The organism is Curtobacterium sp. Csp2 (assembly GCF_013347165.1).
Genome location: NZ_CP054593.1, coordinates 1,410,242 through 1,434,183 on the forward strand (window position 1 = coordinate 1,410,242; position 23,942 = coordinate 1,434,183).

21 protein-coding genes and 2 tRNA genes are annotated in these 23,942 nt (G+C 72.5%); 17 read left to right on the top strand and 6 right to left on the bottom strand.

Features of this window, described 5'->3' with window-relative positions:
* Positions 1 to 23: 23 nt before the first annotated feature.
* The 5 genes from HUN59_RS07070 (at position 24) to HUN59_RS07090 (ending at position 4,943) form a co-directional block, all read left to right on the top strand.
* Positions 24 to 1,298, top strand: coding sequence for a sensor histidine kinase (locus tag HUN59_RS07070; RefSeq protein WP_180224946.1), 1,275 nt, complete (start codon positions 24 to 26; stop codon positions 1,296 to 1,298).
* Positions 1,295 to 2,494 (top strand): hypothetical protein, encoded by a 1,200-nt coding sequence (locus tag HUN59_RS07075; protein WP_174777955.1) that lies wholly within the window; start codon positions 1,295 to 1,297, stop codon positions 2,492 to 2,494. The genes HUN59_RS07070 and HUN59_RS07075 overlap by 4 nt, the downstream gene beginning before the upstream one ends.
* Positions 2,481 to 3,182 (top strand): response regulator transcription factor, encoded by a 702-nt coding sequence (locus tag HUN59_RS07080; RefSeq protein WP_229666641.1) that lies wholly within the window; start codon positions 2,481 to 2,483, stop codon positions 3,180 to 3,182. Before HUN59_RS07075 ends, HUN59_RS07080 begins: the two co-directional genes overlap by 14 nt.
* Positions 3,182 to 3,808: a thymidine kinase gene (locus HUN59_RS07085; RefSeq protein ID WP_174777956.1), complete on the top strand. Its 627-nt coding sequence runs from the start codon at positions 3,182 to 3,184 to the stop codon at positions 3,806 to 3,808. Before HUN59_RS07080 ends, HUN59_RS07085 begins: the two co-directional genes overlap by 1 nt.
* 91 nt (positions 3,809 to 3,899) lie before the next feature.
* Positions 3,900 to 4,943: an LLM class flavin-dependent oxidoreductase gene (locus HUN59_RS07090; protein WP_141862216.1), complete on the top strand. Its 1,044-nt coding sequence runs from the start codon at positions 3,900 to 3,902 to the stop codon at positions 4,941 to 4,943.
* Positions 4,944 to 5,091: 148 nt separating this feature from the next.
* On the opposite strand, the gene HUN59_RS07095 is transcribed toward HUN59_RS07090, so the two are convergent.
* From HUN59_RS07095 to HUN59_RS07115, 5 genes are all read right to left on the bottom strand, one after another.
* Positions 5,092 to 5,724 carry a response regulator transcription factor gene (locus HUN59_RS07095; protein WP_174777957.1) on the bottom strand — a complete coding sequence of 211 codons (633 nt, stop codon included), beginning with the start codon at positions 5,722 to 5,724 and terminating at the stop codon, positions 5,092 to 5,094.
* The gene (locus HUN59_RS07100; protein ID WP_174777958.1) at positions 5,721 to 6,749 is read right to left on the bottom strand and encodes a sensor histidine kinase; all 1,029 of its coding nucleotides are present in this window, start codon (positions 6,747 to 6,749) and stop codon (positions 5,721 to 5,723) included. Before HUN59_RS07100 ends, HUN59_RS07095 begins: the two co-directional genes overlap by 4 nt.
* Positions 6,750 to 6,949: 200 nt before the next feature.
* A tRNA-Pro gene (locus tag HUN59_RS07105) sits at positions 6,950 to 7,023 on the bottom strand.
* 104 nt (positions 7,024 to 7,127) lie between these two features.
* Positions 7,128 to 8,084: a metallophosphoesterase gene (locus tag HUN59_RS07110; RefSeq protein WP_174777959.1), complete on the bottom strand. Its 957-nt coding sequence runs from the start codon at positions 8,082 to 8,084 to the stop codon at positions 7,128 to 7,130.
* On the bottom strand, positions 8,081 to 10,636 hold the full coding sequence (locus HUN59_RS07115) for a transglycosylase domain-containing protein (RefSeq protein WP_174777960.1): 2,556 nt from the start codon (positions 10,634 to 10,636) through the stop codon (positions 8,081 to 8,083). Before HUN59_RS07115 ends, HUN59_RS07110 begins: the two co-directional genes overlap by 4 nt.
* Before the next feature lie 50 nt (positions 10,637 to 10,686).
* Between HUN59_RS07115 and HUN59_RS07120 the strand changes: the two genes are divergently transcribed.
* Positions 10,687 to 10,845 carry a DUF4177 domain-containing protein gene (locus HUN59_RS07120; protein WP_111227112.1) on the top strand — a complete coding sequence of 53 codons (159 nt, stop codon included), beginning with the start codon at positions 10,687 to 10,689 and terminating at the stop codon, positions 10,843 to 10,845.
* Positions 10,842 to 11,303: a RidA family protein gene (locus HUN59_RS07125; RefSeq protein ID WP_174777961.1), complete on the top strand. Its 462-nt coding sequence runs from the start codon at positions 10,842 to 10,844 to the stop codon at positions 11,301 to 11,303. Before HUN59_RS07120 ends, HUN59_RS07125 begins: the two co-directional genes overlap by 4 nt.
* A gap of 85 nt (positions 11,304 to 11,388) precedes the next feature.
* Here HUN59_RS07125 and acs read toward each other — a convergent pair whose 3' ends face one another.
* Positions 11,389 to 13,341, bottom strand: coding sequence for an acetate--CoA ligase (gene acs, locus HUN59_RS07130; RefSeq protein WP_174777962.1), 1,953 nt, complete (start codon positions 13,339 to 13,341; stop codon positions 11,389 to 11,391).
* 622 nt (positions 13,342 to 13,963) lie between these two features.
* On the opposite strand from acs, the gene HUN59_RS07135 reads away from it, so the two are divergent.
* From HUN59_RS07135 to HUN59_RS07180, 10 genes are all read left to right on the top strand, one after another.
* On the top strand, positions 13,964 to 14,977 hold the full coding sequence (locus HUN59_RS07135; RefSeq protein ID WP_174777963.1) for a TadA family conjugal transfer-associated ATPase: 1,014 nt from the start codon (positions 13,964 to 13,966) through the stop codon (positions 14,975 to 14,977).
* Positions 14,974 to 15,906, top strand: coding sequence for a type II secretion system F family protein (locus tag HUN59_RS07140; protein WP_174777964.1), 933 nt, complete (start codon positions 14,974 to 14,976; stop codon positions 15,904 to 15,906). The genes HUN59_RS07135 and HUN59_RS07140 overlap by 4 nt, the downstream gene beginning before the upstream one ends.
* Before the next feature lie 99 nt (positions 15,907 to 16,005).
* Complete coding sequence (locus tag HUN59_RS07145; protein ID WP_174777965.1) at positions 16,006 to 16,203, top strand: DUF4244 domain-containing protein; 198 nt, start codon at positions 16,006 to 16,008, stop codon at positions 16,201 to 16,203.
* 10 nt (positions 16,204 to 16,213) lie between these two features.
* Entirely contained in the window at positions 16,214 to 16,519 is a 306-nt protein-coding gene (locus HUN59_RS07150) for a hypothetical protein (RefSeq protein ID WP_144804296.1), read from the top strand.
* 470 nt (positions 16,520 to 16,989) lie between these two features.
* Entirely contained in the window at positions 16,990 to 19,779 is a 2,790-nt protein-coding gene (gene topA, locus HUN59_RS07155; RefSeq protein ID WP_174779415.1) for a type I DNA topoisomerase, read from the top strand.
* On the top strand, positions 19,776 to 20,450 hold the full coding sequence (gene tmk, locus HUN59_RS07160) for a dTMP kinase (RefSeq protein ID WP_174777966.1): 675 nt from the start codon (positions 19,776 to 19,778) through the stop codon (positions 20,448 to 20,450). Before topA ends, tmk begins: the two co-directional genes overlap by 4 nt.
* 25 nt (positions 20,451 to 20,475) lie before the next feature.
* A complete protein-coding gene (locus HUN59_RS07165; RefSeq protein ID WP_058741671.1) occupies positions 20,476 to 21,618 on the top strand; it encodes a DNA polymerase III subunit delta' in 1,143 nt (380 codons plus the stop codon).
* Positions 21,619 to 21,762: 144 nt separating this feature from the next.
* A complete protein-coding gene (locus HUN59_RS07170; protein ID WP_174777967.1) occupies positions 21,763 to 22,404 on the top strand; it encodes a TetR/AcrR family transcriptional regulator in 642 nt (213 codons plus the stop codon).
* A gap of 44 nt (positions 22,405 to 22,448) precedes the next feature.
* Positions 22,449 to 22,524 (top strand) — tRNA-Thr (locus tag HUN59_RS07175).
* Between the two features lie 213 nt (positions 22,525 to 22,737).
* Positions 22,738 to 23,808, top strand: coding sequence for a Gfo/Idh/MocA family protein (locus HUN59_RS07180; protein ID WP_174777968.1), 1,071 nt, complete (start codon positions 22,738 to 22,740; stop codon positions 23,806 to 23,808).
* The last annotated feature ends 134 nt before the right edge of the window (positions 23,809 to 23,942 follow it).

Below are 23,942 nucleotides of genomic sequence, written 5' to 3' on the forward strand. Positions count from 1 at the left end.
TCGGGGTACACGACAGCCTCCCGATGGCCGTCGTCGGCGACACGACGACCCTCCGGAAGGACCCTCGACCCGTGCTCGGCATCCCCACGCACCTCGCGCCCCGCGTGAATGCCTGGTCGACCGTGCGCGCCTTCCACGCCGCCGCCGTCGGGTCCGTGGTGGCCGCGGCGGTCGTGCTGCTGCTCTACCGGCTGGCCGACCCGGACGTCCGGATCGTCGGCGCCGTGCTCGCCCTCGTGCCGATGGCCCTGATGATCGGCGTGCACGTGCAGTTCGGCACGTGGCGGTCGGCCGTGGCCTTCCTGCTCGTCGGCGGGGTGTCCGCGTGGTGGTTCGCGCTCGTCGTGCAGCGCGAGGTCCCGGCGGGCTGGGTGACGAGCTACCTGCTGTCGCTCGTGATCATCCCGCTCGTCCTCGTCGGTGGTGCCGGCGCGGTGGCCGGACGCGTCGTGCTCTGGTCGGTCGGCGGGTTCCTGGTCGGACGCCTCGCGACCTCGATCGCCGTCGCGCAGGTGGACGGGCCGCCACGGCCGCTCCTGCTCGCCTGGGTGACCCTCGGCTTCGTCGTTGCGCTCGTGCTCTTCACCAGCCGGAACACCGCACGGTCCGAGCGGGTCCAGCCCGAGCTGCTCCGCTCCGCGCGCGAGGAGCACGTCTCGGCGTACCGCGCCGGGGTCGAGGCCGAGGCCGCGGCGATCCTCCACGACACCGTGCTCAACCACCTCGGCGCCATCGCCCTGGCACCGGACGGCCCGATGGACCCGCAACTCGCACGCACGGTGGAGTCCGACGTCGCGATGCTGACCGGCAAGGAGTGGCTCGCGCCGTCCGGGTCCACCGTGGACCGGCCGTCCGCCGTCGCCGTCGACGCGTTCGAGGCGATGGTCGACGAGCACCGCGCCGAGGGCCTGCAGGTCGACGTGACGGGTGACACCGCCGTGCTCGGCGCCCTCGACCACACCGCCTCGACCGCGCTGTTCCGCGCGGTCGGCCAGTGCCTCGCCAACGTCCGGAAGCACGCCGGCACCGACCGAGCCGAGGTCAGCGTCTTCGACGACGGTGCATCGTGCACGGTCATGGTTGTCGACGACGGCCGTGGCTTCGACGAGCAGGAGACCAGCCCGGACCGGATGGGCCTGCGCGGCTCCGTCCGCGAGCGCATCGCGCGCGTCGGTGGCGACGTGCAGGTCTGGTCGTCGCCCGGGTCCGGCACCAGCGTGATGATGACGGTGCCGCACGCCGCCGCCGCGGTCCCGGTCGCCGCCACGCTCGACGACGAATGGGGGACCGGCCGGTGAGCCGCGTCGACGACGTCCGGGCCCGCACCCGTGGCAGCCGCACGGCGCAGCAGTACGACCCGCTCGGCGCGATGGGGTCGCGTCCGCTCGCGATCGTCCTCGGCGCCGGTGGGGTCGCCTGGGCGCTGCTCGTGTCCGTGTTCGACCGGGACGTGCCCGGGAGCCCGACGCTCAGCGCGTTGACCATCCTGCTCCTCGCTGCGTCCGGCGCGGTCGTGTTCGTCGCCTCGTCGCCGTTCCGCGCCCCGTTCCCGCGGTGGGCGTTCGTGCTCCACGTCGTCCTACTCGCCGCAGCGACCGTCGCGAGCGTCGCGGCGCAGTGGGGCCCTGACCGCAGCGCCCTGAACGACTTCATGAGCCTGCTCACCGCGACCGGCATCGTGATGGCAGCGCCGTACCGACCGTGGCGGGACCTCGCCGTGGGCGGTGTGGTGCTGGCCGTCGTCGACGCCGGAGCGTGGGGCGCTGCCGCGACCGTGTTCCCGTACGGCGTGCCGGCGTCGGTCGCGGCGTTCCTCGCCGCCGCCCCGACGCTCGTGCTCACCACGGCGTCCGTGGTGTTCGCCGCGACCTTCGCAGGGCTCGCCGAGCGCGTCCAGATCCGGGCCGGGTCCTACTCCGTCGCCCGTGCGGAGCGGGACGGCATCGCCGCGAGCGTGCAGCACGACCGCTCGGTGGTCCTCGCCCGTGACGTCGCTCCGTTCTTCGCCGAGCTCCGCACGAGAGCGGCCATCACGGACGCCGACCGTGCGCGGGCCCGTGCGATCGCCGACGGCATCCGGCGGGCCATGGTCGCCGACGCCGACCGGACGTGGTTCGAGCACGCCGTGGTCGTGGACGGCGGGACGGCCAGCGCGATCGACGACCCGGACGGGCTGATCGCGACGCTCGACGCCGACCAGCGCACCGTCGTCCGGACGTTCCTGCGCGCGGCCCTCCGCGCGGCGACGGTCGACCCGGCCGGGTTCCGCGCCCGGGTCCGGCGGTCGGCGGACGACGACCCTCCGACGACCCCGAGCGCCACCGGAACCGGGACTGTCTCCGTCGCGCTCGACCTGGCCGTGGACGACTCCGACGTGGGCATCCACCGCACCTTCGACCCCTACCTCGCGGTCCTCCGCGTGACCTTCCCCGACCTCGACGTCGCCGTCCGGCCGTCGTCCCTCGCACTAAGGTTCTCCTATGACCAGCACTGACCCGAACCGGACCACGGAGGGCGTGCCCCCGCTCCCGCAGCCCGGCACCCGACGCGTGCGGCTGGCGATCCTCGACGACCACGAGGTGCTGCTCGACAGCCTCTCGAGCTGGATCGCCGTGAACGCCTTCGACTTCGACCTCGCGCTGACGGCCCACACCTGGCTCGAGATGGTGCACAGCGAGAACTTCCCGACCGACCTGGTCTTCCTCGACTTCCAGCTCAAGGAGCCGGTGTCGATCGAGGCACGCGTCCGCACCTGTCGCGCGGCCGGGGCGAAGGTCATCGTGCTGTCCAGCGTCGACAGCCGCGAGTCCCGCGACCGCGCCCTCGCCGCCGGTGCCGCGGCCTTCCTGTCGAAGTCGCTGCCGATGCGCGAGGTCATGGACGTGGCACGCGAGGTCATGGGCGTCTCGCGCGAGACCCCGCCGCAGCGTGACTGGCGTCCGCTGCCCACGGGCGCGAACGCGCACCAGCGGCCGAAGCTCAGCCACGGCGAGGAAGAGGCGCTGCGCCTGTACGTGTCGGGCTACTCGACGAACGAGGTCGCCGCGCAGATGAACGTGCAGTACGAGACGGCCAAGACCTACCTGCGCCGCGTGCGCGAGAAGTACAGCAAGGTCGGTCGTCCGGCGTCGAAGAAGTCCGACCTGATCCGTCGTGCGGCAGAGGACGGGTTCCTCGCGTAGTGGCGAAGCTCTACTTCCGCTACGGCGCGATGAACAGCGGCAAGAGCACCGGGCTCCTGCAGGCCGCCTACAACTACGAGGAGCGCGGGCAGCGCGTGCTGCTCGCGAAGCCGTCGGTCGACACCAAGGGTGACCGCGAGATCGTGTCGCGCCTCGGCGTCACCCGGTCCGTCGACGTCGTCTTCGCGCCGGACGACGACGTCCGCGCCGCCGTGGCGACCGCCGGAGCGGTGGACCCGGAGTCCGACCGGCTCGACGGCATGGTCCGGCCGCTCAGCTGCGTCCTCGTCGACGAGGCGCAGTTCCTGACGCCCCGCCAGGTCGACGACCTGCTCCGCATCGCCGTCCTCGACGACGTCCCGGTGCTCGCCTACGGCATCCGCACCGACTTCCGCACCGAGGCGTTCCCCGGCAGCGCGCGGCTGCTCGAGATCGCGCACTCCCTCGAGGAGCTCAAGACCATCTGCCGCTGCGGTCGCAAGGCGGTCTTCAACCCCCGCAAGGTCGACGGACACTTCGTCTTCGACGGCTCGCAGGTCGCCATCGACGGCGCCGGCGTCACCTACGAGGCGCTGTGCGCCAACTGCTACCTCACCGAGTCGGGCGGTCGCCTGGACGGCGACTGACGGACTGGAGGCTCGTGGCGGGNCCCGCCACGCGCCTCCAGTCCGTCCCGTGGCCCGGAATGCACGCGAGCCGGCGACCGTTGGTGCCCACATGAGCGACGCCACCGTGCACCTGTCCGTCCTGGACCTGGCCACCCGCGAGTACGGCCAGACGAACACCGAGGCCCTGCAGGGCACCATCGACACGGCGGTGCACGCCGAACGGCTGGGCTACGAGCGGATCTGGGTCGCCGAGCACCACGGCATGCCGGGCATCACCTCGTCGGCGCCCGCGGTGCTGCTGAGCGCCGTCGGCGCCGCCACCTCGCGGATCCGGATCGGCTCCGGTGGCGTGATGCTGCCGAACCACGCACCGCTCGTCGTCGCCGAGCAGTTCGGCACGCTGCGTGCACTGTACGGCGACCGGGTGGACCTCGGCATCGGCCGGGCGCCGGGCACCGACGGTGCGACCGCGATGGCGCTGCGCCGCACGGACCGTCTCGACGTGGACGACTTCCCGCAGCAGCTCGCTGACCTGATCGGCTTCTTCACGGGGATGGACGCCGAGAACCCGCTGTCGCGCATCCGTGCCGTCCCCGGGTACGGCGACGTGCCGGAGTTCTGGCTGCTCGGGTCCTCCGGGTACAGCGCCCAGGTGGCGGGGGCGCTCGGCGTCTCGTTCGCCTTCGCGCACCACTTCGCGTCGGACAACACCGAGGCGGCGCTCGCGCTGTACCGGGACTCGTTCCGGCCCTCGCGCTTCCGGCAGACGCCGAACGCGCTGATCGGCGTGCAGGTCGTCACCGACGAGGACCCCGCGGTCGTCGACGAGCAGAGCGCCCCGGGGATGATCTCGTTCATCCGGATGCGGCAGGGTGCCAAGCCCGAGCCGGTGTCGATGGACGAGGCCCGCGCGTACGAGTTCTCCGACCTCGAGCGGCGGTTCATCGCGGCACGCACGGAGCGCCAGGCGTACGGCTCACGTGAGCAGGTCGCGGCGAAGCTCAACGAGCTCGTGGCGTCCACGGGCGCGGACGGGGTGATCGTGGCGCCGGGGGCCGCCCAGGCGCGGTACCGGCACCAGGCGCTCGAGGTCGTCGCGTCGCTGCAGGCCGAGGGACGGCTCGTGCCCGCCGGGGTGGCTGCGGCGCGGTAGCCCGGGCTGCGGCTGTGGTGCCGCTGCGGCTGTTGCGGTGCCGCTGCTGCGGTGTTGACGGCCACTCTTCGCGCTCAGGGACACCTCACGCGCTCGCGATGCCGTGAGATGTCGCTGGGCGCGAACGATCGCTGGCTGGCTGTCCCGCTCAGGCGAGCAGGCCGAGGCGGTTCGCGGCGGCGATCGCGCCGACGCGGGTGCCGACGTCGAGCTTCCGGAACACGTTGTAGACGTGGCGCTTCACCGTGCCGATCGCCAGGCCGAGCTCCGACGCGATCTCGGCGTTCGACCGAGCGGCGGCGACGAGCCGCAGGACCTCGAGTTCGCGGTCGCTCAGGGGCGTGCCCGCCCGTGCCTCGGTGACGAGGTCGATCGGGAACGTCACCGGCGCGGCGTCGGTGCTCGTCGCCCGGACGATGCGGTCGACGAGCTCGCGGCTCGGGGTGTCCTTGGTGACGAAGTCCACGGCACCGGCGTCGAGGAGCGCCCGGCGCAGCACCGCGTCCCGGTGCATGGTCAGCACGACCACCCGGACGTGCGGGTGCCGCCGACGCACCGTCGCGATGGTCGTCCGCGCCGGTGGCCCGTCGAGCTCCACGTCCAGGAGCAGCACGTCGATCGCCGCGACCTCGGGGGAGTCCAGCACGTCGGACGGCCGTTCGCCGTGCGCGACGACGCGGATGGTCGGCACGGCGGACAGGATCGTGGCGAGTCCCTCGCGGAACAGCCGGTGGTCGTCGACGATCGCGACGTGCGTGATGCCCGGCCGCTGCCCGCTCACAGTGACCCCATGGGCACGACGAGCCGGACGGTGGTCCCGGCGCCCGGGGCGCTCTCGACGTCGAGTCGTGCGCCGAGGACGCCCGCGCGCTCGCGCATGGTGTGCTGCCCGAGCCGGCCCTCCGCCGCGGTCCCCGGCGTGAACCCGGGTCCGTCGTCCCGCACGGTCACCACGACCGTCGTGTCGGACCAGGCGAACGTCACCGTCCCCGTCGATCCCGGGGCGTGCTTGCGCCGGTTCGTGAGGGCCTCGAGCAGGATCGTCAGGGTCTCCTCGGCCTTCCAGTTCGGCAGGGCACCGGGCACGCCCGTCGTGGTGATCGTCAGCCGGTCGTCGCCGGGGAACAGGTCGTCGACGTGCCGTCGCAGGGCGTCGTCGAGGCGGTCGTCGCCGACCCGGGCGTGCAGGGAGACCGCGAGGTCCTGGACGTCCCCGAGCGCCGTCCGGAGCAGCCGCCCGGCCGCCTCGAGCTGCGCGGTGCGCTCGGAGGTCGGGGGGTCGGTCAGCAGGACCAGGTCGAGCCGCTGCAGCCCCGCGAGGACGCCGTGGGCGACCCGGTCGTGCAGGTCCCGGGCGATCTGGGTGCGGGAGTCGAGGTTGGTCGTCGTGACCCGCTGCCGCAGCGCCTCGGTGTACGCGATCGCCCCCGCCGGGAACCGGCTCCAGACGCCCGCGTGCAGGGCCCGGGTGGCGCGGAGGACCTCGTCGGTGGTGCTCGCACCGACCTCGGCGACGAAGACCGGCAGGTAGGCGTCGAAGAGCATCTCGGCGGCGAGCATGGCGCCGGCCGGGTGCTGGGCGTGCTCGGCGTGCAGCGCCCCGGTGGCGAGGTGCTCCGGGTCGAGGTAGCGGTCGCTGACGATGCTCGCGGTGCCGTCGCCCGCGGCGTACCGGGCGTGCGCGTCGGTGATCATCGAGGTCACGTTCTCGAGCAGGCTCTGCGCCAGCACGGGGTCGTCGGCGAGCTCCGGGAACCGGGACCCGATCTCGGTGAGGACGGCGGCGAGTTGCGGAGGGATCGTCATGACGCCTGCGAGCGTAGCGGGGGTCCGGCGCCGGGAGCGTGCCGCGGGATGGGCGTGTGCCCGGGGACACACGCCGTTGCGGCCGCGCAGCGGTCGAGGCTCGGCCAGGAGTCGAGGCTTGGACAGGAGTCGCCAGACAGAGCAAGAGGCCCTGGTTCCTTCGAACCAGGGCCTCCTGCGATTACTGTCTCAACACAGTGTCGGGGTGACAGGATTTGAACCTGCGACCTCCTCGTCCCGAACGAGGCGCGCTACCAAGCTGCGCCACACCCCGCGGTGTGATCACTCCGTTCCCGGAGCAACCCCAGAAGTCTATCCGATGTTCGGGGGTGCTCACGACCATCGGCGAGACGCCCGGGCGCGTCGTCGTGGCAGGGGTCAGTCGGTGCGTGCCGTGAGGGTCACGACGACGGCCTCGGGGCGGCAGGAGAAGCGGACCGGCGCGTAGATCGACGTCCCGATGCCCGCGGAGACCTCGAGCCACGACCAGTGCGCGCGGTGCTGCCACTTGTGCAGGCCGCTGACGTACCGCCGCGGCAGGTCGGAGTTCGTGACGAGGGCGCCGATGCCGGGGACCTGCACCTGCCCGCCGTGGGTGTGCCCGGCGAAGACGATGTCCGCACCCTGGTCGACGAAGGCGTCGAGCACGCGGCGGTACGGTGCGTGCGTGATCCCGATCGCGACGGGGGAGGGGCCGTCCTCGTCCTCGGTCCACGGCACGTCGCTGCGCATCTCGTCGACGTTGGTCGGCAGCAGGTCGAGCCGGTCCCAGCCGCGGTGCGCGTCCGACGTGCCGAACAGCTCGAAGCGCGACCCGCGGAGCTCGATCGCGTGCGCCTGGTCGTTGACGTCGAGCCAGCCGAGCGACTCGAAGAAGGCCGTCTGCCGGTCGATGTCGAGCGACACCGGCCGCCGGTCGGCGTGCATGCGGCTCGGACCGCCGAAGTACTTCAGCGGGTTGCGGGGCGACGGTCCGTAGAAGTCGTTCGACCCGTGCGCGAAGGCACCCGGGACGCCGCGGAACGGCTCGAGCGCGTACTCCACCGCGCTGTTCGCCGTGGCGTGCCCGAGGTTGTCGCCGGTGTTCACGACGAAGTCCGGCTCGACGAGCGACAGGTCGCGCAGCCACTGCTGCTTGTCGGCCTGCCACGGTGCCATGTGGATGTCGGACAGGTGCAGCACCGTCACGTCGCGGGAGCCGGGCGCGAGCACCGGCACGGTCTCCCACCGGATGCCGAAGCGGCGACGCTCGACGAGGGAACCCCACGCCGCCGTCGCCGCTCCGATGGTCGCACCCGCGGCGATGACGCCCAGCGCGGCGCGACCGCGACTCACTTGCAGTCCTTCGGTGCCTTGCCGTCCTTGTCCCCGAAGAGCTGGAGCGTCAGCGCCGTGCTCTTCGCGGTGGCGGTCCCGGCACCCGGGTCGACCGCGGCCACGGTGCACTCCTTGCCGCCCTTGACGTACTGGTCGGAGACGTTCACCGAGCCGAACCCGGCGTCACCGAGCGTGCTCCGGGCGTCCTGCAGGCTCTTGCCCGCGACCTCCGGAACGGTCGACTGCGAGCCGTCCGTCGTGTACACGGTCACCGAGGAGCCGGTGGAGAGCAGGGAACCGGCGCCGGGCGACGTCGAGGAGACCGTGCCCGCGGTGCCGGCGCCCGGCTGCGCACCGCCGTCGACGTACGTGAAGCCGGCGGACGACAGGATCGAACGGGCCTCGTCGGCGGTCTTGCCCGACACGTCCGGGACGGCGACGCTGTTGCCGCGGAGGGCGGTCTGCGACGGGGTCGGGAACGGGTCGGCCGGGTGCTTGGCGTTGATCGGGATCATCGCCTGCTGCCACACGTGCGCACGCTGCGAGGCGTAGGAGCCCCACCCGGCGCCGGGCAGGTAGTGGCGGAGGTTGTTCTTGCCACCGTCCGTGTTGCCCTGCCAGTACGCCGTCGCGACCTTCGAGCTCGCACCGACGAGCCAGATCTGGTCGGCGTCGTCCGTGGTGCCCGTCTTCGCGAACAGCTGCGTGCCGTCCGGGGTCTGGGCGCCGACGGCCGTACCCGAGGCGATCGTGCCGCGCATGGCGAAGGCCGCGGTCGCGGCGACGCTCGGGTCGAGCACCTGCTTGCACTGCTTCGGCTGGCCGCCGAGCGACTTGCCCTCGGCGTTCGTGATGTTGTCGATCGCGATCGGGGAGCAGTAGGTGCCGTTGTTCGCGATGGTCGCGTACGCGGACGCCATGGTGAGCGGCGCGATGTTGTTCGTGCCGAGGATCGACGACGGGTAGGCGTTCAACTCGGTCTTCTCGTCGGCGGAGTGCACGCCGAGGTCCTGCGCGGTCTGGCGGATGTCGCACAGGTCGAGCTTCGCGGCCATGGAGGCGAACGCCGCGTTCACGGACAGCGCGGTGGCGCGGGCGACCGTGAAGTTGCCGTTCTCACCCGCGGAGTCGTTCTTCGGCGCCCAGTTCGACGTGATGGTCGAGCCGCACTGCGTCCAACGCGACGTGTTGTGCGGGGTGCCGTTGACGCTCTCGTTCAGCCCGTGCCCGGCCTTCAGCCAGTCGAGGAGCGTGAACACCTTGTACGTCGAACCGACCTGGAAGCCGATCGAGCCGCCGTACTCCTTGTCGACCGAGTAGTTGATCGAGGTCGCCGTGGGCGGGGTCTGCAGGGACTGGTCGTAGTCCTTGTTCTGCGCCATCGTCAGGATGCGTCCGGTCGACGCCTCGACGGAGTTGAGGGCACCACCGAGGCTGAAGCGGCTCTCGGTGTTCGGGTCGTACGTGTTGAGCAGGTCCTTCTGCTGACCGTTCAGGTCGAGGTCGAGGGTGGTCTGCACTGTGTAGCCGCCGTTGCGCCAGGCGGTCGCGCGCTCCTTCTCGGTCGCACCGAGCTGGGACATCTGCTTGACGACCTTGACCGCGTAGTCGCAGAAGAACTGCGAGCCGTTGCCGGCCGCCGACTGGCAGCCCTGGTTCGGCTCCGTCAGGTGCACGTAGTCCGCGGGCTTCGAGGCGATGGCCGCGTCGAACTGCTCCTTGGTCAGGTGCTTCTGCGCGTACATCGACTTGAGGATGACGTCGCGACGGGCGACGTTCGCGTCGTAGTACTTGGGGTCGGACAGGTTCCGCGAGTTCGGCGACTGCACGATCGCGAGGATCGAGGCGGCCTCCTGCGGGGTCAGGTCCGTGGCGTTCTTGTTGAAGTAGTGCTGCGCGGCGGCCTGCACGCCGTACGTCTGGTCGCCGAAGTAGGCGATGTTGAGGTACCCGGTCAGGATCTCCTTGTGCGAGTACTTCTTCGCCAGACCGATCGCGAGCTTCATCTCCTCGAGCTTGCGGGGGATGGTCTGCTCGACGGCGTCGTTGTAGGCCTTCTCGCGCTCCTCCGGGGTGGGGAGCTCGAGCGCCTGCTGCATCTTGATGTTGCGCACCAGCTGCATGGTCAGCGTCGACCCGCCGCCGGACTCGCCGAGGCCGCCGGCGAGGGACCCCACGCCCGCACGCACCAGGGACGTCATGTCGACGCCGCCGTGGTCGTAGAAGCGCTTGTCCTCGCCGTCGATCGCCGCGTTCTTCAGCTGGTCGCTGATCTGGTCGAACTGCAGCTCCTGGCGATTCTGGTCGTAGACCGTCGCCAGGTGCACCGGCTGCCCGTTCGAGTACGCCAGGACCTCGTTGCGCTGCGGCAGGTCACCGATCTCGATGTACTCCGGCAGCGACTCGAAGACGCCGATCGTCGAGGTCGTCGTGACGCCGGCGACCGCGATCGCCGGGGTGACGCCGATCGTGACCAGCAGGCCGGCGAGCGCGCTGAAGCCGACGAAACCGACGAAGGCGCCGATCGCGGAGACGGGCTTGGTCCGCGAGGCAGACTTCTGGGCAGACATAGGATGCAGCCTAAACGACGCCCACGACTGAAAGGCTGGCAAGGAACCGCATGACTCGCTGGGAGTACTTCACCACGCCGTTGATGATCCACAACACCGCCGCCATCCTCAACGCCCACGGCGACGAGGGCTGGGAGCTGGTCCAGGTCGTCACCGGACCCGAGGGCGGACTGGTCGCCTACCTGAAGCGCCCGAAGGCCGACGCGTGAGCGTCGCGGACCGCCTCGCCGAGCTCGGGCTGACGATCCCCGCGGTCGCGGCGCCGGTCGCCGCCTACGTGCCCGCGGTCGTCACCGGCCGGTACGTGTACACCGCGGGACAGCTCCCCTTCGTCGACGGCGCACTGCCCGTCACGGGCAAGGTCGGGACGTCGGTCGACCCCGAGACCGCCACCGCGCAGGCGCGCGTGGCCGCGTTGAACGCGCTCGCGGCCGTCCAGTCGGTCGCCGGTTCCCTCGAGCGGGTCGCCCGGGTCGTCAAGGTGACGGTCTTCGTCGCCTCGGACCCGTCCTTCACCGGCCAGCCCGCCGTCGCCAACGGCGCGTCGACCCTGGTCGGCGAGGTCTTCGGCGACGCCGGCGTCCACGCGCGGAGCGCGGTGGGCGTCGCGGTGCTGCCGCTGGACGCGCCGGTCGAGGTCGAGCTGGTCGTCGAGCTGACGGACTGAACCACCCGCGCACCGCAGCCGGTGCGCCCACGTGAGCGGGGCCTCCAGTCAGGACGGACTGGAGGCCCCGCTCACGTTCCGTGCGCTACATCAGTTCCGCGATGGTCGCCATGATCGTCGGGTCGGCGAGCGTCGTCGTGTCGCCGATGCGGCGGCCCTCGGCCGCGTCGCGGAGGAGGCGGCGCATGATCTTGCCGGAGCGGGTCTTCGGGAGCTCCGGGACCACGACCACCTGGCGCGGCTTCGCGATCGCCCCGATGCGCTTGCCGACCCAGTCACGGAGTTCCTTCGCGACCGCGTCGCGGTCGACGCCCTCGGCCGCCTCGGCGCTGAGGATCACGAACGCGACCACGGCCTGACCGGTCGTCTCGTCGGCGGCGCCGACGACTGCGGCCTCGGCGACGCCCTCGTGCCCGACGAGTGCCGACTCGATCTCCGCGGTGGACAGGCGGTGACCGGAGACGTTCATGACGTCGTCGACGCGGCCCTGCACCCAGATGTCGCCCTGACCGTCGAGCCGCGCGCCGTCGCCCGCGAAGTAGCGGCCGGGGAGGCGCGACCAGTAGGTCTCGACGAAGCGGTCCGGGTCGCCCCAGATGCCGCGGGCCATCGACGGCCACGGGTCGGTGATCGTGAGGTAGCCGCTGCCACCGGGCGCGACGCGCTGGCCGTCCTCGTCGACGATCTCCGCGGTGATGCCCGGGAGCGGGGTCTGGGCGGCGCCCGGCTTGAGCTTCGTGACCCCCGGGAGCGCGGAGATCATGATCGCGCCGGTCTCGGTCTGCCACCACGTGTCGACGATGGGTGTGCGGTCGTGGCCGATCACCTGGCGGTACCACTGCCAGGCCTCGGGGTTGATCGGCTCGCCGACGCTCCCGAGCAGGCGGAGGGACGCCAGGCTGCGCGCCTCGGGGATCTGGCGTCCGGCCTTCATCGCGGCGCGGACCGCGGTGGGGGCGGTGTACAGGACCGTCACGCCGTACGAGTCGACGATGTCCCACCAGCGGCCGGGCTTCGGCTCGTCCGGGGTGCCCTCGTACAGGACCTGGGTGACGCCGTTGGCCAGGGGGCCGTAGACGACGTAGGAGTGCCCGGTGATCCAGCCGATGTCGGCCGTGCACCAGTAGACGTCCTTCTCCGGGTGCATGTCGAACACGTTGCGGTGCGTGTACGCCGCCTGCGTCAGGTAGCCACCTGACGTGTGCACGATGCCCTTCGGCTTCCCCGTCGTGCCGGACGTGTAGAGGATGAACAGGGGCGTCTCGGCGGGGAAGGCCTGCGGTTCGTGCTCGGCGGCGGCCTTCGCGATCTCGTCGTGCCACCACAGGTCGCGGTCGGTCCAGCCGACCTCGTTGCCCCCGCGCTTCACGACCAGCACGTGCTCGACGGTGTCCGTGCCGTCGCCGGCCAGGGCGTCGTCGACCGCGGGCTTGAGCGGCGAGACCGCTCCGCGCCGCCAGCCGCCGTCCGCGGTGACGACGAGCTTCGCGCCGGCGTCCTCGATGCGGGCGCGGAGGCTCTCGGCGCTGAACCCGCCGAAGACCACCGAGTGCACGGCACCGATGCGCGCGACGGCGAGCATCGTGACCACGGCCTCGGGGATGAGGGGCATGTAGACGACGACGCGGTCGCCCTGCTCGACGCCCAGGTCGGTGAGCATGTTCGCGGCGCGCTGCACCTCGGCGGTGAGCTCGGCGTAGGTGATCCGGCGGGTGTCGCCGGGGGCGCCCTCGAAGTGGATCGCCACGCGGTCGCCGTTGCCCGCGCGGACGTGGCGGTCCAGGCAGTTCTCCGCGACGTTGAGCGTGCCGTCGTCGAACCACTTGGCGAACGGCGCGCCCGACCAGTCGAGCGTCCGGGTGAACGGCGTCCGCCAGTCGAGCAGGTTCCGCGCCTGGTCCGCCCAGAACGCCTCGCGGTCGGCGGCGGCGGCCTCGTGCAGGTCCTCGTGCGCGACGGCGTCGGCGACGAAGTCGGCGGGGGGAGCGAAGGTCGGGCCGTCCTCGTGGCGTTCGTCGGCCTGGGTCGGAGTGGACATCGGTGTCCTTTCGCGTCGTTGCGGCAGGGGTGCTCGGTCGTCGGTTGCTGGTGCGGTCGGCGCCGGGTGGCGGTCGTCGGTTGCTGGTGCGGTCGGCGGTCGAGTGGGTGCAGACGGAGACTACCGCCGGGCGCGGACCGGAGGGTCGTCGTGACACGAGCCGGATCACGACCGGGGGTTGCCGAGCAGGCTCGTTCATGGGGTACAGTGGTTCCTACCGGGCTCGTTCCCGGTGGCACCGGTTCGGATTCCCCCCAATCCACCGATGTCCGGCGGCACCAGTTCCCCCCAACCGGTGCCGCCTCTTCTTTTTCCCCGACGGGTGTCGCGCATCCGTCCGGCGGCCCGTCGGGTGATCCCCGATCTGGTGCCGAACCGTGGACAGACCTGTCCATACCGGCGCGACACGCGTTCGATCGGTGTCGGGGCTCCGTGACCCCTCGTGAGACGGGTCAGGGCGGCTCGGTGCGGTGTTGCACCACCCCTGGACTCGCGGCATGGAACGGGGTACGGCTTTGTAGTTCGGGGTACAAAAGAGTCCGCTGGCCGGGATCGGCTCTGTTGTCCACAGAGCCGTTCGTCCGCGCGACGAACCACGGATGGTCGCCCTACCGTCCCCGTCATGCACCGACACCGAGCCGGGACCGATCCCTTCCTGCCGCACGTCGACCGGCCGGCGCACCGGCGTCGGGTGGACGCCGGTGTCTTCGAGGAGCTCGCCGCCCTCGTGGTCGACGCGGACACGACCGACGTCCTGGTCGTCGGCGGACGTGGCACGTGGGTCGACCGGGGGCGCGGACTCGAACGGGTCCCGCCTGCCCTGCCCGAGCGGCGCGTGCGGGCGCTGGCGACCGAGCTCGTCGCACTCGGCGACCGGCACGTCGACGAGAGCACACCGTGTGCGGACGTCCGGATCGGGGACGGCATCCGGGTGCACGTCGTGCTCGCGCCGGTCGCGGTCGACGGGACCGCGCTGTCCGTCCGCCTGCCGCGACCCGGTCGTCCGACCCTCGCCGACCTCGAGGGCCTCGGCGCGTTCCGGACGGTGCCACGTTCGGTGCTCGAGGACGCCGTCGCCGCTCGGCGGAACGTCCTGGTGACCGGCGCGACCGGCAGCGGCAAGACGACGATGCTCTCCGCGATGCTCGCCGCCGTCCCGCACACCGAGCGGATCGTGACCGTCGAGGACGTCGCCGAGCTCCGCGTGGACCATCCCCACGTCGTCGCGCTCGAGGCACGTCAGGCGAACGCCGAGGGGGCCGGAGCACTCGGTCTCGAGCGGCTCGTCCGCGAGGCCCTGCGGATGCGGCCGGACCGACTGGTGGTGGGGGAGTGCCGCGGAGCCGAGGTGCGCGAGCTCCTCGCCGCGCTGAACACGGGGCACGACGGTGGCGCCGGGACCCTGCACGCGAACGGTCTGGCGGACGTCGCGGCCCGGCTCGAGGCCCTCGGAGCGCTCGCCGGACTCGGGGTCACCGCCGTCGCCCGGCAGGTCGTCAGCGCGCTGGACCTCGTCGTGCACCTCGAGCGGCGGGCCGGGAAACGCATCGTCGCTGCGGTCGGGACGCCCGTCGTGGACGAGGGCGGTCGGCTCGCGACGCGACCGCTCCAGGGCACGGCACGCCGGCGCCGGTGACCGGTGGGGGCGCGGCCGGGCGCCGAGGCGCCGGTGCCTCGGCTCCGCGGTGGGTCGGCGGCGCGGCAGGGCGTCCGGCCGACGGTGCTGCGATCGCGCGTCTGATCGACCAGGTCGCGGTCCTGGTGGCTGCCGGCGTCCCACCGCCGCGCGCATGGACGCTGGTCGGCGGACTCCCCGACGGGGACGACCCGGCCTGGCACGACGTGCGGATCGTCATCGCGGTCGCCGAGCGCACCGGGGCGCCCGTGGCCGACGCGCTCCGGGCGCTCGCCGCGGCGATGCGTCGGACGGCGGCCTCGGACCGGGCGGTCCGGGTCGCGCTCGCGGGACCGCGGACGAGTGCCCGGGTGGTGTTGACACTGCCGGTGTTCGGCCTCGCGCTCGCGTCGGCGTGGGGAGCCGGAGCAGTCGAGGTGCTCGTGACCGGTCCGGTCGGCTGGTGCTGCACGGTGTCGGCCGCGATCCTCGTCCTGGCCGGTCGACGGTGGAGCGCCGGCCTCGTCCGCCGAGCGACGCCGGACGGCCGGGTCGCGGGGGTCCTGCTCGACGCCTGGGCGGTCGCGCTGTCCGGCGGAGGGTCGTGGGCCGCGGCCGCCACGACGGTGCGGGAGGTCCTCGCCGAGCAGGGCGGTGGTGCCCTGGCTCCGGCTCCGGCTCCGGCTCCGGCGGAGGCGGCGACCGAGCGCCGGCTCCGGGAGGTCCTGTCCCTCAGCCGTCGTGCCGGTGTGCCCGCGGCGGGGCTCCTCCGTGCCGCGGCCGAGGACGTGCGGGACGACGCCGCTGCCGCCGCGCTCGCCGAGGCCGAACGGCTCGGCGTGCGACTCGTCCTGCCCCTGGGGGTGTGCGTGCTCCCGGCGTTCGTGCTGGTCGCCGTCGTGCCGGTCGTCGTCGGTGTCCTCTCCTCCACCGTCGGGGGTCCGGGCTGACGCATCCACAGACCGCACGGTTCGCCCGTCCCGCAGCCGCCGCGGTCGCGAGGCTGGTCCCACGACGAGCGAGATGCCTCACAGAGAAAGGGGAACGACATGACCGACACCACGAGGGGCCACCGCCGCACGAGGCGCCGGCTGCGGCTCCGCGCCGACGACGGGTCCGCCACGGCCGAGTACGCGGTCGTCATCCTGGCCGCGGTGGCCTTCGCCGGCGTGCTCGTGGCCGTGATGCGGTCGGGCGAGGTCCAGCAGATCCTGACCGACCTCGTCCGCGGTGCGCTCACCTCGTGACGGCGGGAGCGTGACCGTGGAGTTCGCCGTGGCGCTGCCCGCCGTGGTCCTCGTGCTCGTGACGCTCGTGGCCGGGGTCGTCCTGGTCGACCGCGTCGGGAGCATGCAGGCCGCGGCGGGCGCCGCCGCACGGGCGCTCGGGCGGGGCGACCAGGCCGCGGCTGACCGGCTGGTGCGCGAGGGGGCGCCGGGCACGGTCGCGACCGTCCGGCACGCCGACGGCACGGTGTGCGTCGACCTGGCGGGGCGGACGGGCGGCCCGCTGTCCGCCGTCCCGCTGACCGCGACGGGGTGCGCGGCGGAGGCTGGTCGGTGAGCGGGCGCCGGGGGAGTCCGGTGCTCGGGTCGGACCGCGGTTCGGCGACGATCGTGCTGGTCGGGGTCGTCGCCCTCGTCCTGCTCGTCGGCTCGGTGGCGCTCGGCGCCGCGCGCGACCGGGTCCTGTCGACCCGTGCGGCGGCCACGGCGGACTCGGCGGCGATCGCCGCTGCCGGGGCCGCCGTCGGGCTCGTGGCCGGTGCGCCGTGCGCTGCTGCCGGTCGGGTCGCCAACGCGAACGCTGCGCGGCTCACCGACTGTCGGACGGCGGGCTCCGTCGCCCGGGTCGGCGTCACGGTCGGTTCCGGAGCTGTCGCCGTGGGCGCGCTCGCGGTGGCCGGTCCGCCCACCGGGTCGTGCCGACAGTGTGTGTATGGTGTGCACGTCGGCCCCCGGTCACCGTCGTCCCGGTCGTCCATGGTCCCTGTGCGGGACGGAGCCGGCGTGCACCATCGATCAAGGAGTCACGTGCCAGGCACGAAGAAGCTCGTGATCGTCGAGAGCCCCGCGAAGGCGAAGACGATCGCGCAATACCTCGGTGACGGATACGAAGTCCAGGCGTCAGTCGGACACATCCGCGACCTCGTCGAGCCCAAGAACCTGCCGGCCGAGCTGAAGAAGGGGTCGCTCGGCAAGTTCTCCGTCGACGTCGACAACGGCTTCGAGCCCTACTACGTGGTCTCCGACGCGAAGAAGAAGACGGTGACCGAGCTCAAGCGGGCGCTCAAGGACGCCGACGAGCTCTACCTCGCAACTGATGAAGACCGCGAGGGCGAGGCCATCGCGTGGCACCTCCTGCAGGTGCTCAAGCCCAAGGTGCCCGTGAAGCGCATGGTGTTCCACGAGATCACGAAGGAGGCCATCCAGCGCGCGCAGGAGGCCACCCGCGAACTCGACACCGCGCTCGTCGACGCCCAGGAGACCCGTCGAATCCTCGACCGGCTCTACGGGTACGAGGTCTCGCCGGTGCTCTGGCGCAAGGTCGGCCCCGGACTGTCCGCCGGGCGCGTGCAGTCCGCCGCCACCCGTCTCGTCGTGGACCGGGAGCGCGAGCGCCTGGCGTTCGTCTCGGCGAACTACTGGGACCTGACGGCGCGCTTCGAGAAGGTCGGCGACACCGCCTTCACCGCCCGGCTCGCTCGTCTCCAGGGCACCCGCGTGGCCTCCGGTCGCGACTTCGACGACCGCGGTGCGCTCAAGGGCGAGGCCGTCCGGCTGGACGAGGCGTCCGCCGCTGCCCTGACCCGCGTGCTCGAGCAGGCCGGCGACGCCGTCGTCCGCAGCGTCGACTCGAAGCCGTACACGCGCCGTCCGGCCGCGCCGTTCACCACCTCGACGCTCCAGCAGGAGGCCGCGCGGAAGCTCCGTTTCTCGGCCCGGCAGACGATGAGCGTCGCGCAGGGGCTGTACGAGAACGGCCACATCACCTACATGCGAACGGACTCGTCGTCCCTGTCGCAGCAGGCGATCACCGCCGCCCGGAAGCAGGCGTCGTCGCTGTACGGTCCGGAGACCGTCCCCGACAAGCCGCGCAGCTACGCCGGCAAGAGCAAGAACGCGCAGGAGGCGCACGAGGCCATCCGGCCCGCGGGCGACACCTTCAAGACCCCGTCCGAGATGGAGGGGGTGCTGCGCGGCAACGACTGGAAGCTCTACGACCTCATCTGGAAGCGCACGGTCGCGTCGCAGATGGCGGACGCCAAGGGCTCGACCGCGTCGGTCGTCCTCGGGATCACGTCGACCGAGCCCGTCACGGGCCTGGCGTCGACGGCGAACGGCACGGACGCGGAGTTCACCGCGTCCGGCACCGTGATCACCTTCCGCGGCTTCCTCAACGCGTACGAGGAAGGTCGCGACGAGGAGCGCCACGGCGGTGCCGACGGCGCGGACGCGAAGCTCCCGCAGATGGCCGAGGGGGACCACCTCGGCGTCAGCGAGGTCGACGCCAAGGGGCACGACACCTCGGCCCCGCCGCGGTACACCGAGGCGAGCCTGGTGAAGACGCTCGAGGAGCTCGGCATCGGCCGACCCTCGACGTACGCCGCGATCATCTCGACGATCATGGACCGCGGCTACGTGACCCAGCGCGGCAGCGCACTCGTGCCGAACTGGATCGCGTTCAGCGTGGTCCGACTGCTCGAGGACCACTTCGCCGACCTGGTGCAGTACGACTTCACCGCCGGGATGGAAGAGGACCTCGACCGGATCGCCAGCGGCGACGAGGACCGGGTCGACTGGCTCAAGGAGTTCTACTTCGGCGGCGGCGACCAGCGCGGTCTGCGCACCGTCATCGACAACCTCGGCGAGATCGACGCCCGGGACATCAACTCGGTCGAGCTCGCGCCGGGGCTCACGCTCCGCATCGGTCGGTACGGCCCCTACATCGAGGTGCCGGGCGAGGACCCCGAGAAGCCCCGACGCGTGAACGTCCCCGAGGACCTGGCGCCGGACGAGCTCACCGCCGAGAAGGCACAGGAGCTCGTCGACGCCCCGGTCGTCGGCGACCGCGTCGTGGGCATCAATCCGGAGTCCGGGAAGGAGGTCCTGGCGAAGGACGGTCGGTTCGGCCCGTACGTCACCGAGCGGAGCCCCGAGCCCGAGCCCACCGTGGACCCCTCGACCGGCGAGGTGACGGAGCCCGCCCCGGCCGAGGCCGCAGCAGCGACGACGACCGCAGCGGCGACGACCGCGACGAAGGCGCCGGCGAAGAAGACCACGAAGAAGGCCGCCGCGCCGAAGGAACGCACCGCGTCGCTCTTCAAGTCGATGGACCCGCAGACCGTCGACCTGGAGACCGCGCTGAAGCTCCTCGACCTGCCCCGTGTCGTCGGGAAGGACCCGGAGTCCGGCGAGGACATCACGGCGCAGAACGGCCGCTACGGTCCGTACATCAAGAAGGGCACGGACACCCGGACCCTGCCGAGCGAGGACGCGATCTTCGAGGTCGACCTACCCGGCGCGCTCGAGCTGTTCGCCCAGCCGAAGTACGGCGGCCGTCGGACCGCGAGCGCCGCGCTCAAGGAGTTCGAGGCGGACCCGGTGTCGGGCAAGCCGATCAAGGTGAAGGACGGCCGCTTCGGTCCGTACGTCACCGACGGGGAGACGAACGCCACGATCCCGCGTGGTGAGGACGTCGAGTCCGTCGACCACGCCCGTGCCGTGCAGCTCCTGGCGGACAAGCGTGCCAAGGGTCCGGTCAAGAAGAAGGCCCCGGCGCGGAAGGCCGCTCCGAAGAAGGCCGCCCCGAAGAAGCAGTGACCGACGGGACAGCGCCGCGCACAGCGGCGGACAGATCGCCGGCGCGCGGGTGGTTCATCACGCTCGAGGGCGGGGACGGTGTCGGCAAGACGACACAGGCCGCCCTGCTGACGGCGTGGCTCGAGGCGCGCGGCCGCACGGTCGTCCGGACCCGTGAGCCCGGGGGCACCGACCTCGGGCAGCGGATCCGCGAGATCGTCCTGCACGAACGCGGCCACGTCGCCCCGCGCGCCGAGGCCCTGCTCTACGCGGCCGACCGGGCGCACCACGTCGAGACCGTGGTGCGGCCCGCCGTCGCGCGCGGTGACGTCGTGCTGCAGGATCGCTACATCGACTCGTCGGTGGCGTACCAGGGCGTCGCGCGCGGCCTCGGCGCCGACCACATCCGGTCGGTGTCCGACTGGGCAGCCGACGGGCTCGTCCCGGACCTGACCGTCCTGCTCGACCTCGACGTCACGGTCGGACGTGCGCGGGTGGCAGCGGCCCGGGGCGACACGTTCGACCGGCTCGAGTCCGAGGCCGAGGCGTTCCACGAGTCGGTCCGGCAGGCGTTCCTCGCCATGGCGACGGCCGAGCCGGACCGGTTCCTGGTCGTCGACGCCGCCGAGGACCCCGACGCCGTGCAGCAGCGCATCCGTGCGGCCGTCGCTGCCCTGGTGCCCGCGGCGTGACGGTGGCTGCTGACAGGATGACCTCGTGAGCGTGTGGGACGGCCTGACCGGTCAGGACGAGGCGGTGGCTGCGCTGCGGTCCGCTGCCGAGGGGCCGGAGGACACCGGTGGCATGACGCACTCGTGGCTCATCACCGGCCCGCCCGGGTCCGGTCGGTCGAACGTCGCCGCGGCCTTCGCCGCCGCACTGGTCGGTGCTGGCTCCGACGACGACCACGCGCTCCGGCAGATCGCCGCGCGCACCCACCCGGACGTGTCCGTGCTGACCACCCAGCGGGTGATCATCACGATCGACGAGATCCGGCAGCTCGTGACGTCGTCGTACTACTCGCCGTCGGTGGGCCGGTACCGCGTCGTCATCATCGAGGACGCCGACCGCATGACCGAGCGGACCTCGAACCTGCTGCTCAAGGCGCTCGAGGAGCCCCCGGAGCGGACGGTGTGGATCCTCTGCGCCCCGAGCGAGGCCGACCTGCTGCCGACCATCCGGTCGCGCGTCCGGTCGGTGCGCCTCCGGGTGCCCGACGTCGCCTCGGTCGCCGAGCTCATCGTCGCGCGCACCGGCGTCGACCGTGCCCTCGCGACGGATGCCGCACGCCAGGCGCAGAGCCACATCGGGATGGCCCAGCGGCTCGCCACGAGCGAGGACGCCCGGAACCGCCGGCGGCGGACCCTGACCACCGTGCTCGGTGTGCGCTCCGTGGGCGACGCCGTCATGGCGGCGGCGGACCTGCTCGCGGTCGCGGACGAGGACGCGAAGGCGATCACCCAGCAGCGCGACGCCGAGGAACGGGACGCCGCCCTGCGGTCCCTCGGCATCGAGCCCGGCGGCACGGTCCCGCCCGCGCTCCGCTCGCAGCTCCGTGCCCTCGAGGAGGACCAGAAGCGCCGGGCGACGCGGAGCCTGCGGGACGGTCTCGACCGCATCCTGGTCGACGTCTCCTCGCTGTACCGCGACCTGCTCCTGCTCGGGCTCGGTGCTCCGGCGGAACCGGTGAACGAGACGATGCGGGACGAACTCGACCGGGCCCTCGGAGCGGTGCCACCCGCCGCCGCGCTCGAGGTCCTCGACGCGATCGCCCTCGCTCGGCAGCGGATCGCCGCCAACGTCGCCGCGCTCCTGGCGCTCGAAGCCCTCCTGGTCACGATCGCCCGCGCGACACGCTGACCAGCATCGCCCGCACGGCGGACCCCGCAGCGATCGCCCGCGCGACACGCTGACCGCCGCCGCCCGCACGGCGGACCCCGCCCCGATCCTCCCGTCCGTCCCCGGCCACACCTGCGCGACCGGCGCCCGTGAGAAGATCACCGCATGCCCGACGCCGCTCCCGGCCTGCGCGAGCGCAAGCGCCGCGCCACCCGCTTCGCCATCCAGCAGGCCGCCCTCCGGATCGCGATCGAGTCCGGCCTCGCCGCCGTGACGGTCGACGAGGTCTCGCGGCGCGCCGACGTGTCGCCGCGCACGTTCTTCAACTACTTCCCGAGCAAGGAACAGGCGCTCCTCGGCGACGACCCGACGCTGCCGGACGACGACGCCCTGGCGACGTTCCGCGCCGGCGGGCCGAGCGGAGACCTGCTCGGCGACCTGGGCACCCTGCTGGTGCACGCGACCGAGGAGCTCATCGAGGAGCGCGGCCTGCTCGAGGAGCGGCAGCAGGTGCTGCGCGCCGCGCCCGAACTGTTCAGTCGGCGGATGGCGTCGATGAAGGAGTTCCAGGCGCAGATCGAGGACGCCGTCGCCGCCCGACTCCGGACGACGGACCCCGCGTTGGCGGAGGCTGCGGACCCGGATGCGCTGCGGCGCCGGGCGAGACTGGCCTCGATCGTGGCGCTCGCGGCCCTGCGGCACGCCTGGTGGGAGTGGTCGGACAGCGCGACCGAGACGCACCTGGTGGACGAGCTGGAGCGGTCCTTCGCCGAGCTCGGGGCGCTCGTTTCGCGTTCACTCGTCTGAACCTGTATAGTCCTTACCCGTGCCACTCCGGCAACGGAGTGTCCGCCGCCTTAGCTCAGTCGGCAGAGCGATTCACTCGTAATGAATAGGTCGTCGGTTCGATTCCGACAGGCGGCTCCACCGAGAACCCCCGTCCTCCAGCAGGAGGCGGGGGTTCTCGCCGTTCCGGGCCGCAACGCCGGGTACGCCCGGGACCCGCCCGCCGGACGCGCCGGCCACACGCGGGCGCGTCCGCCGGACGCGCCGAGCCCGTGCGCGACACGACCCGTCCGCCGGACGCACCCACCCCGTCACACGACCGGCCGTCCCGGCGCCGACTGGTAGACAGGTCGCATGACGGTTCGCTGGGGAGTCATCGGCACGGGCGGCATCGCCCACTCGTTCGTGCGGGACTGCACCGCCGCCGGGGTCGCGTTCGTCGCGGTCGGCAGCCGCACGCCGGAGCGCGCCGAGGCGTTCGCCGCCGAGCACGGCATCCCGCGGGCGTACGGCTCGTACGAGGACCTCGTCGCCGCGGACGACGTCGACGCGGTGTACGTCGCGACCCCGCACTCCCGGCACGCCGAGGACGCCCTCCTCGCCGTCGCCGCCGGCAAGCACGTCCTCGTCGAGAAAGCCTTCACGATCACCGCCGACGAGGCCCGCCGTGTCGTCGACGCCGCCCGCCGCGTCGACGTCGCCGTGATGGAGGCGATGTGGACGCGCTTCCTGCCGCAGTCCGCGATGATCCGCCAGGTCATCGCCGAGGGGCGCATCGGTCGCCCCCGGGTGGTCGAGGCCACGCACCACCAGGCACTGCCGTCCGACCCGACGCACCGTCTCAACGACCCCGCGCTCGGCGGGGGCGCGATCCTGGACCTCGGCGTCTACCCGATCTCGTTCGCGGTCGACGTGCTCGGCGTCCCGACGGCGGTCACCGCGGCGGGCACGCTGAGCGACCAGGGCGTCGACACGCAGATGGGCGTCGTGCTCACGCACGAGGGCGGCGCGCAGTCGATGCTCCACTTCGGCCTGGACCTGCGGAGCCCGAACACCGCGTCGATCATCGGTGAGGACGGCCGCATCGACCTCGACGCGACCTGGTACACCCCGACGACGTGGCGGATCCGGGACCGGGACGGCGTCGTGGTCGAGGAGTTCGACGGGCGCGAGGAACTCGCCGGCTACGGGCACGAGGCCCGCGCCTTCGAGGCGATGATCTCCTCCGGCATGCACGAGGGCGGTCCGATGGACCCCGAGGAGACCGTCGCGATCATGGCCGTGATGGACGAGGCCCGTCGCCAGGTCGGCGTCCGCTACGCGGCCGACGGCGACGGCGACACCGCTGCTCCCTCGGATGCGACGACCGAGCGTGGACGGTCGGTCCCGGGATCCGGTCTGGAGGCTCCTCCCGCAGTTCCGTAGGATCGGTCGCGATGTCCGACCAGCAGCCCTCGTCGCAGTCCGTCGCCGACCGCCTCCGTCACGCGGTCGCCGCCGTCCGCGGGTCCGTCACCCGCCGTCCGGTGCCGTGGATCGCGGGCGCCCTGGCCGGTGTC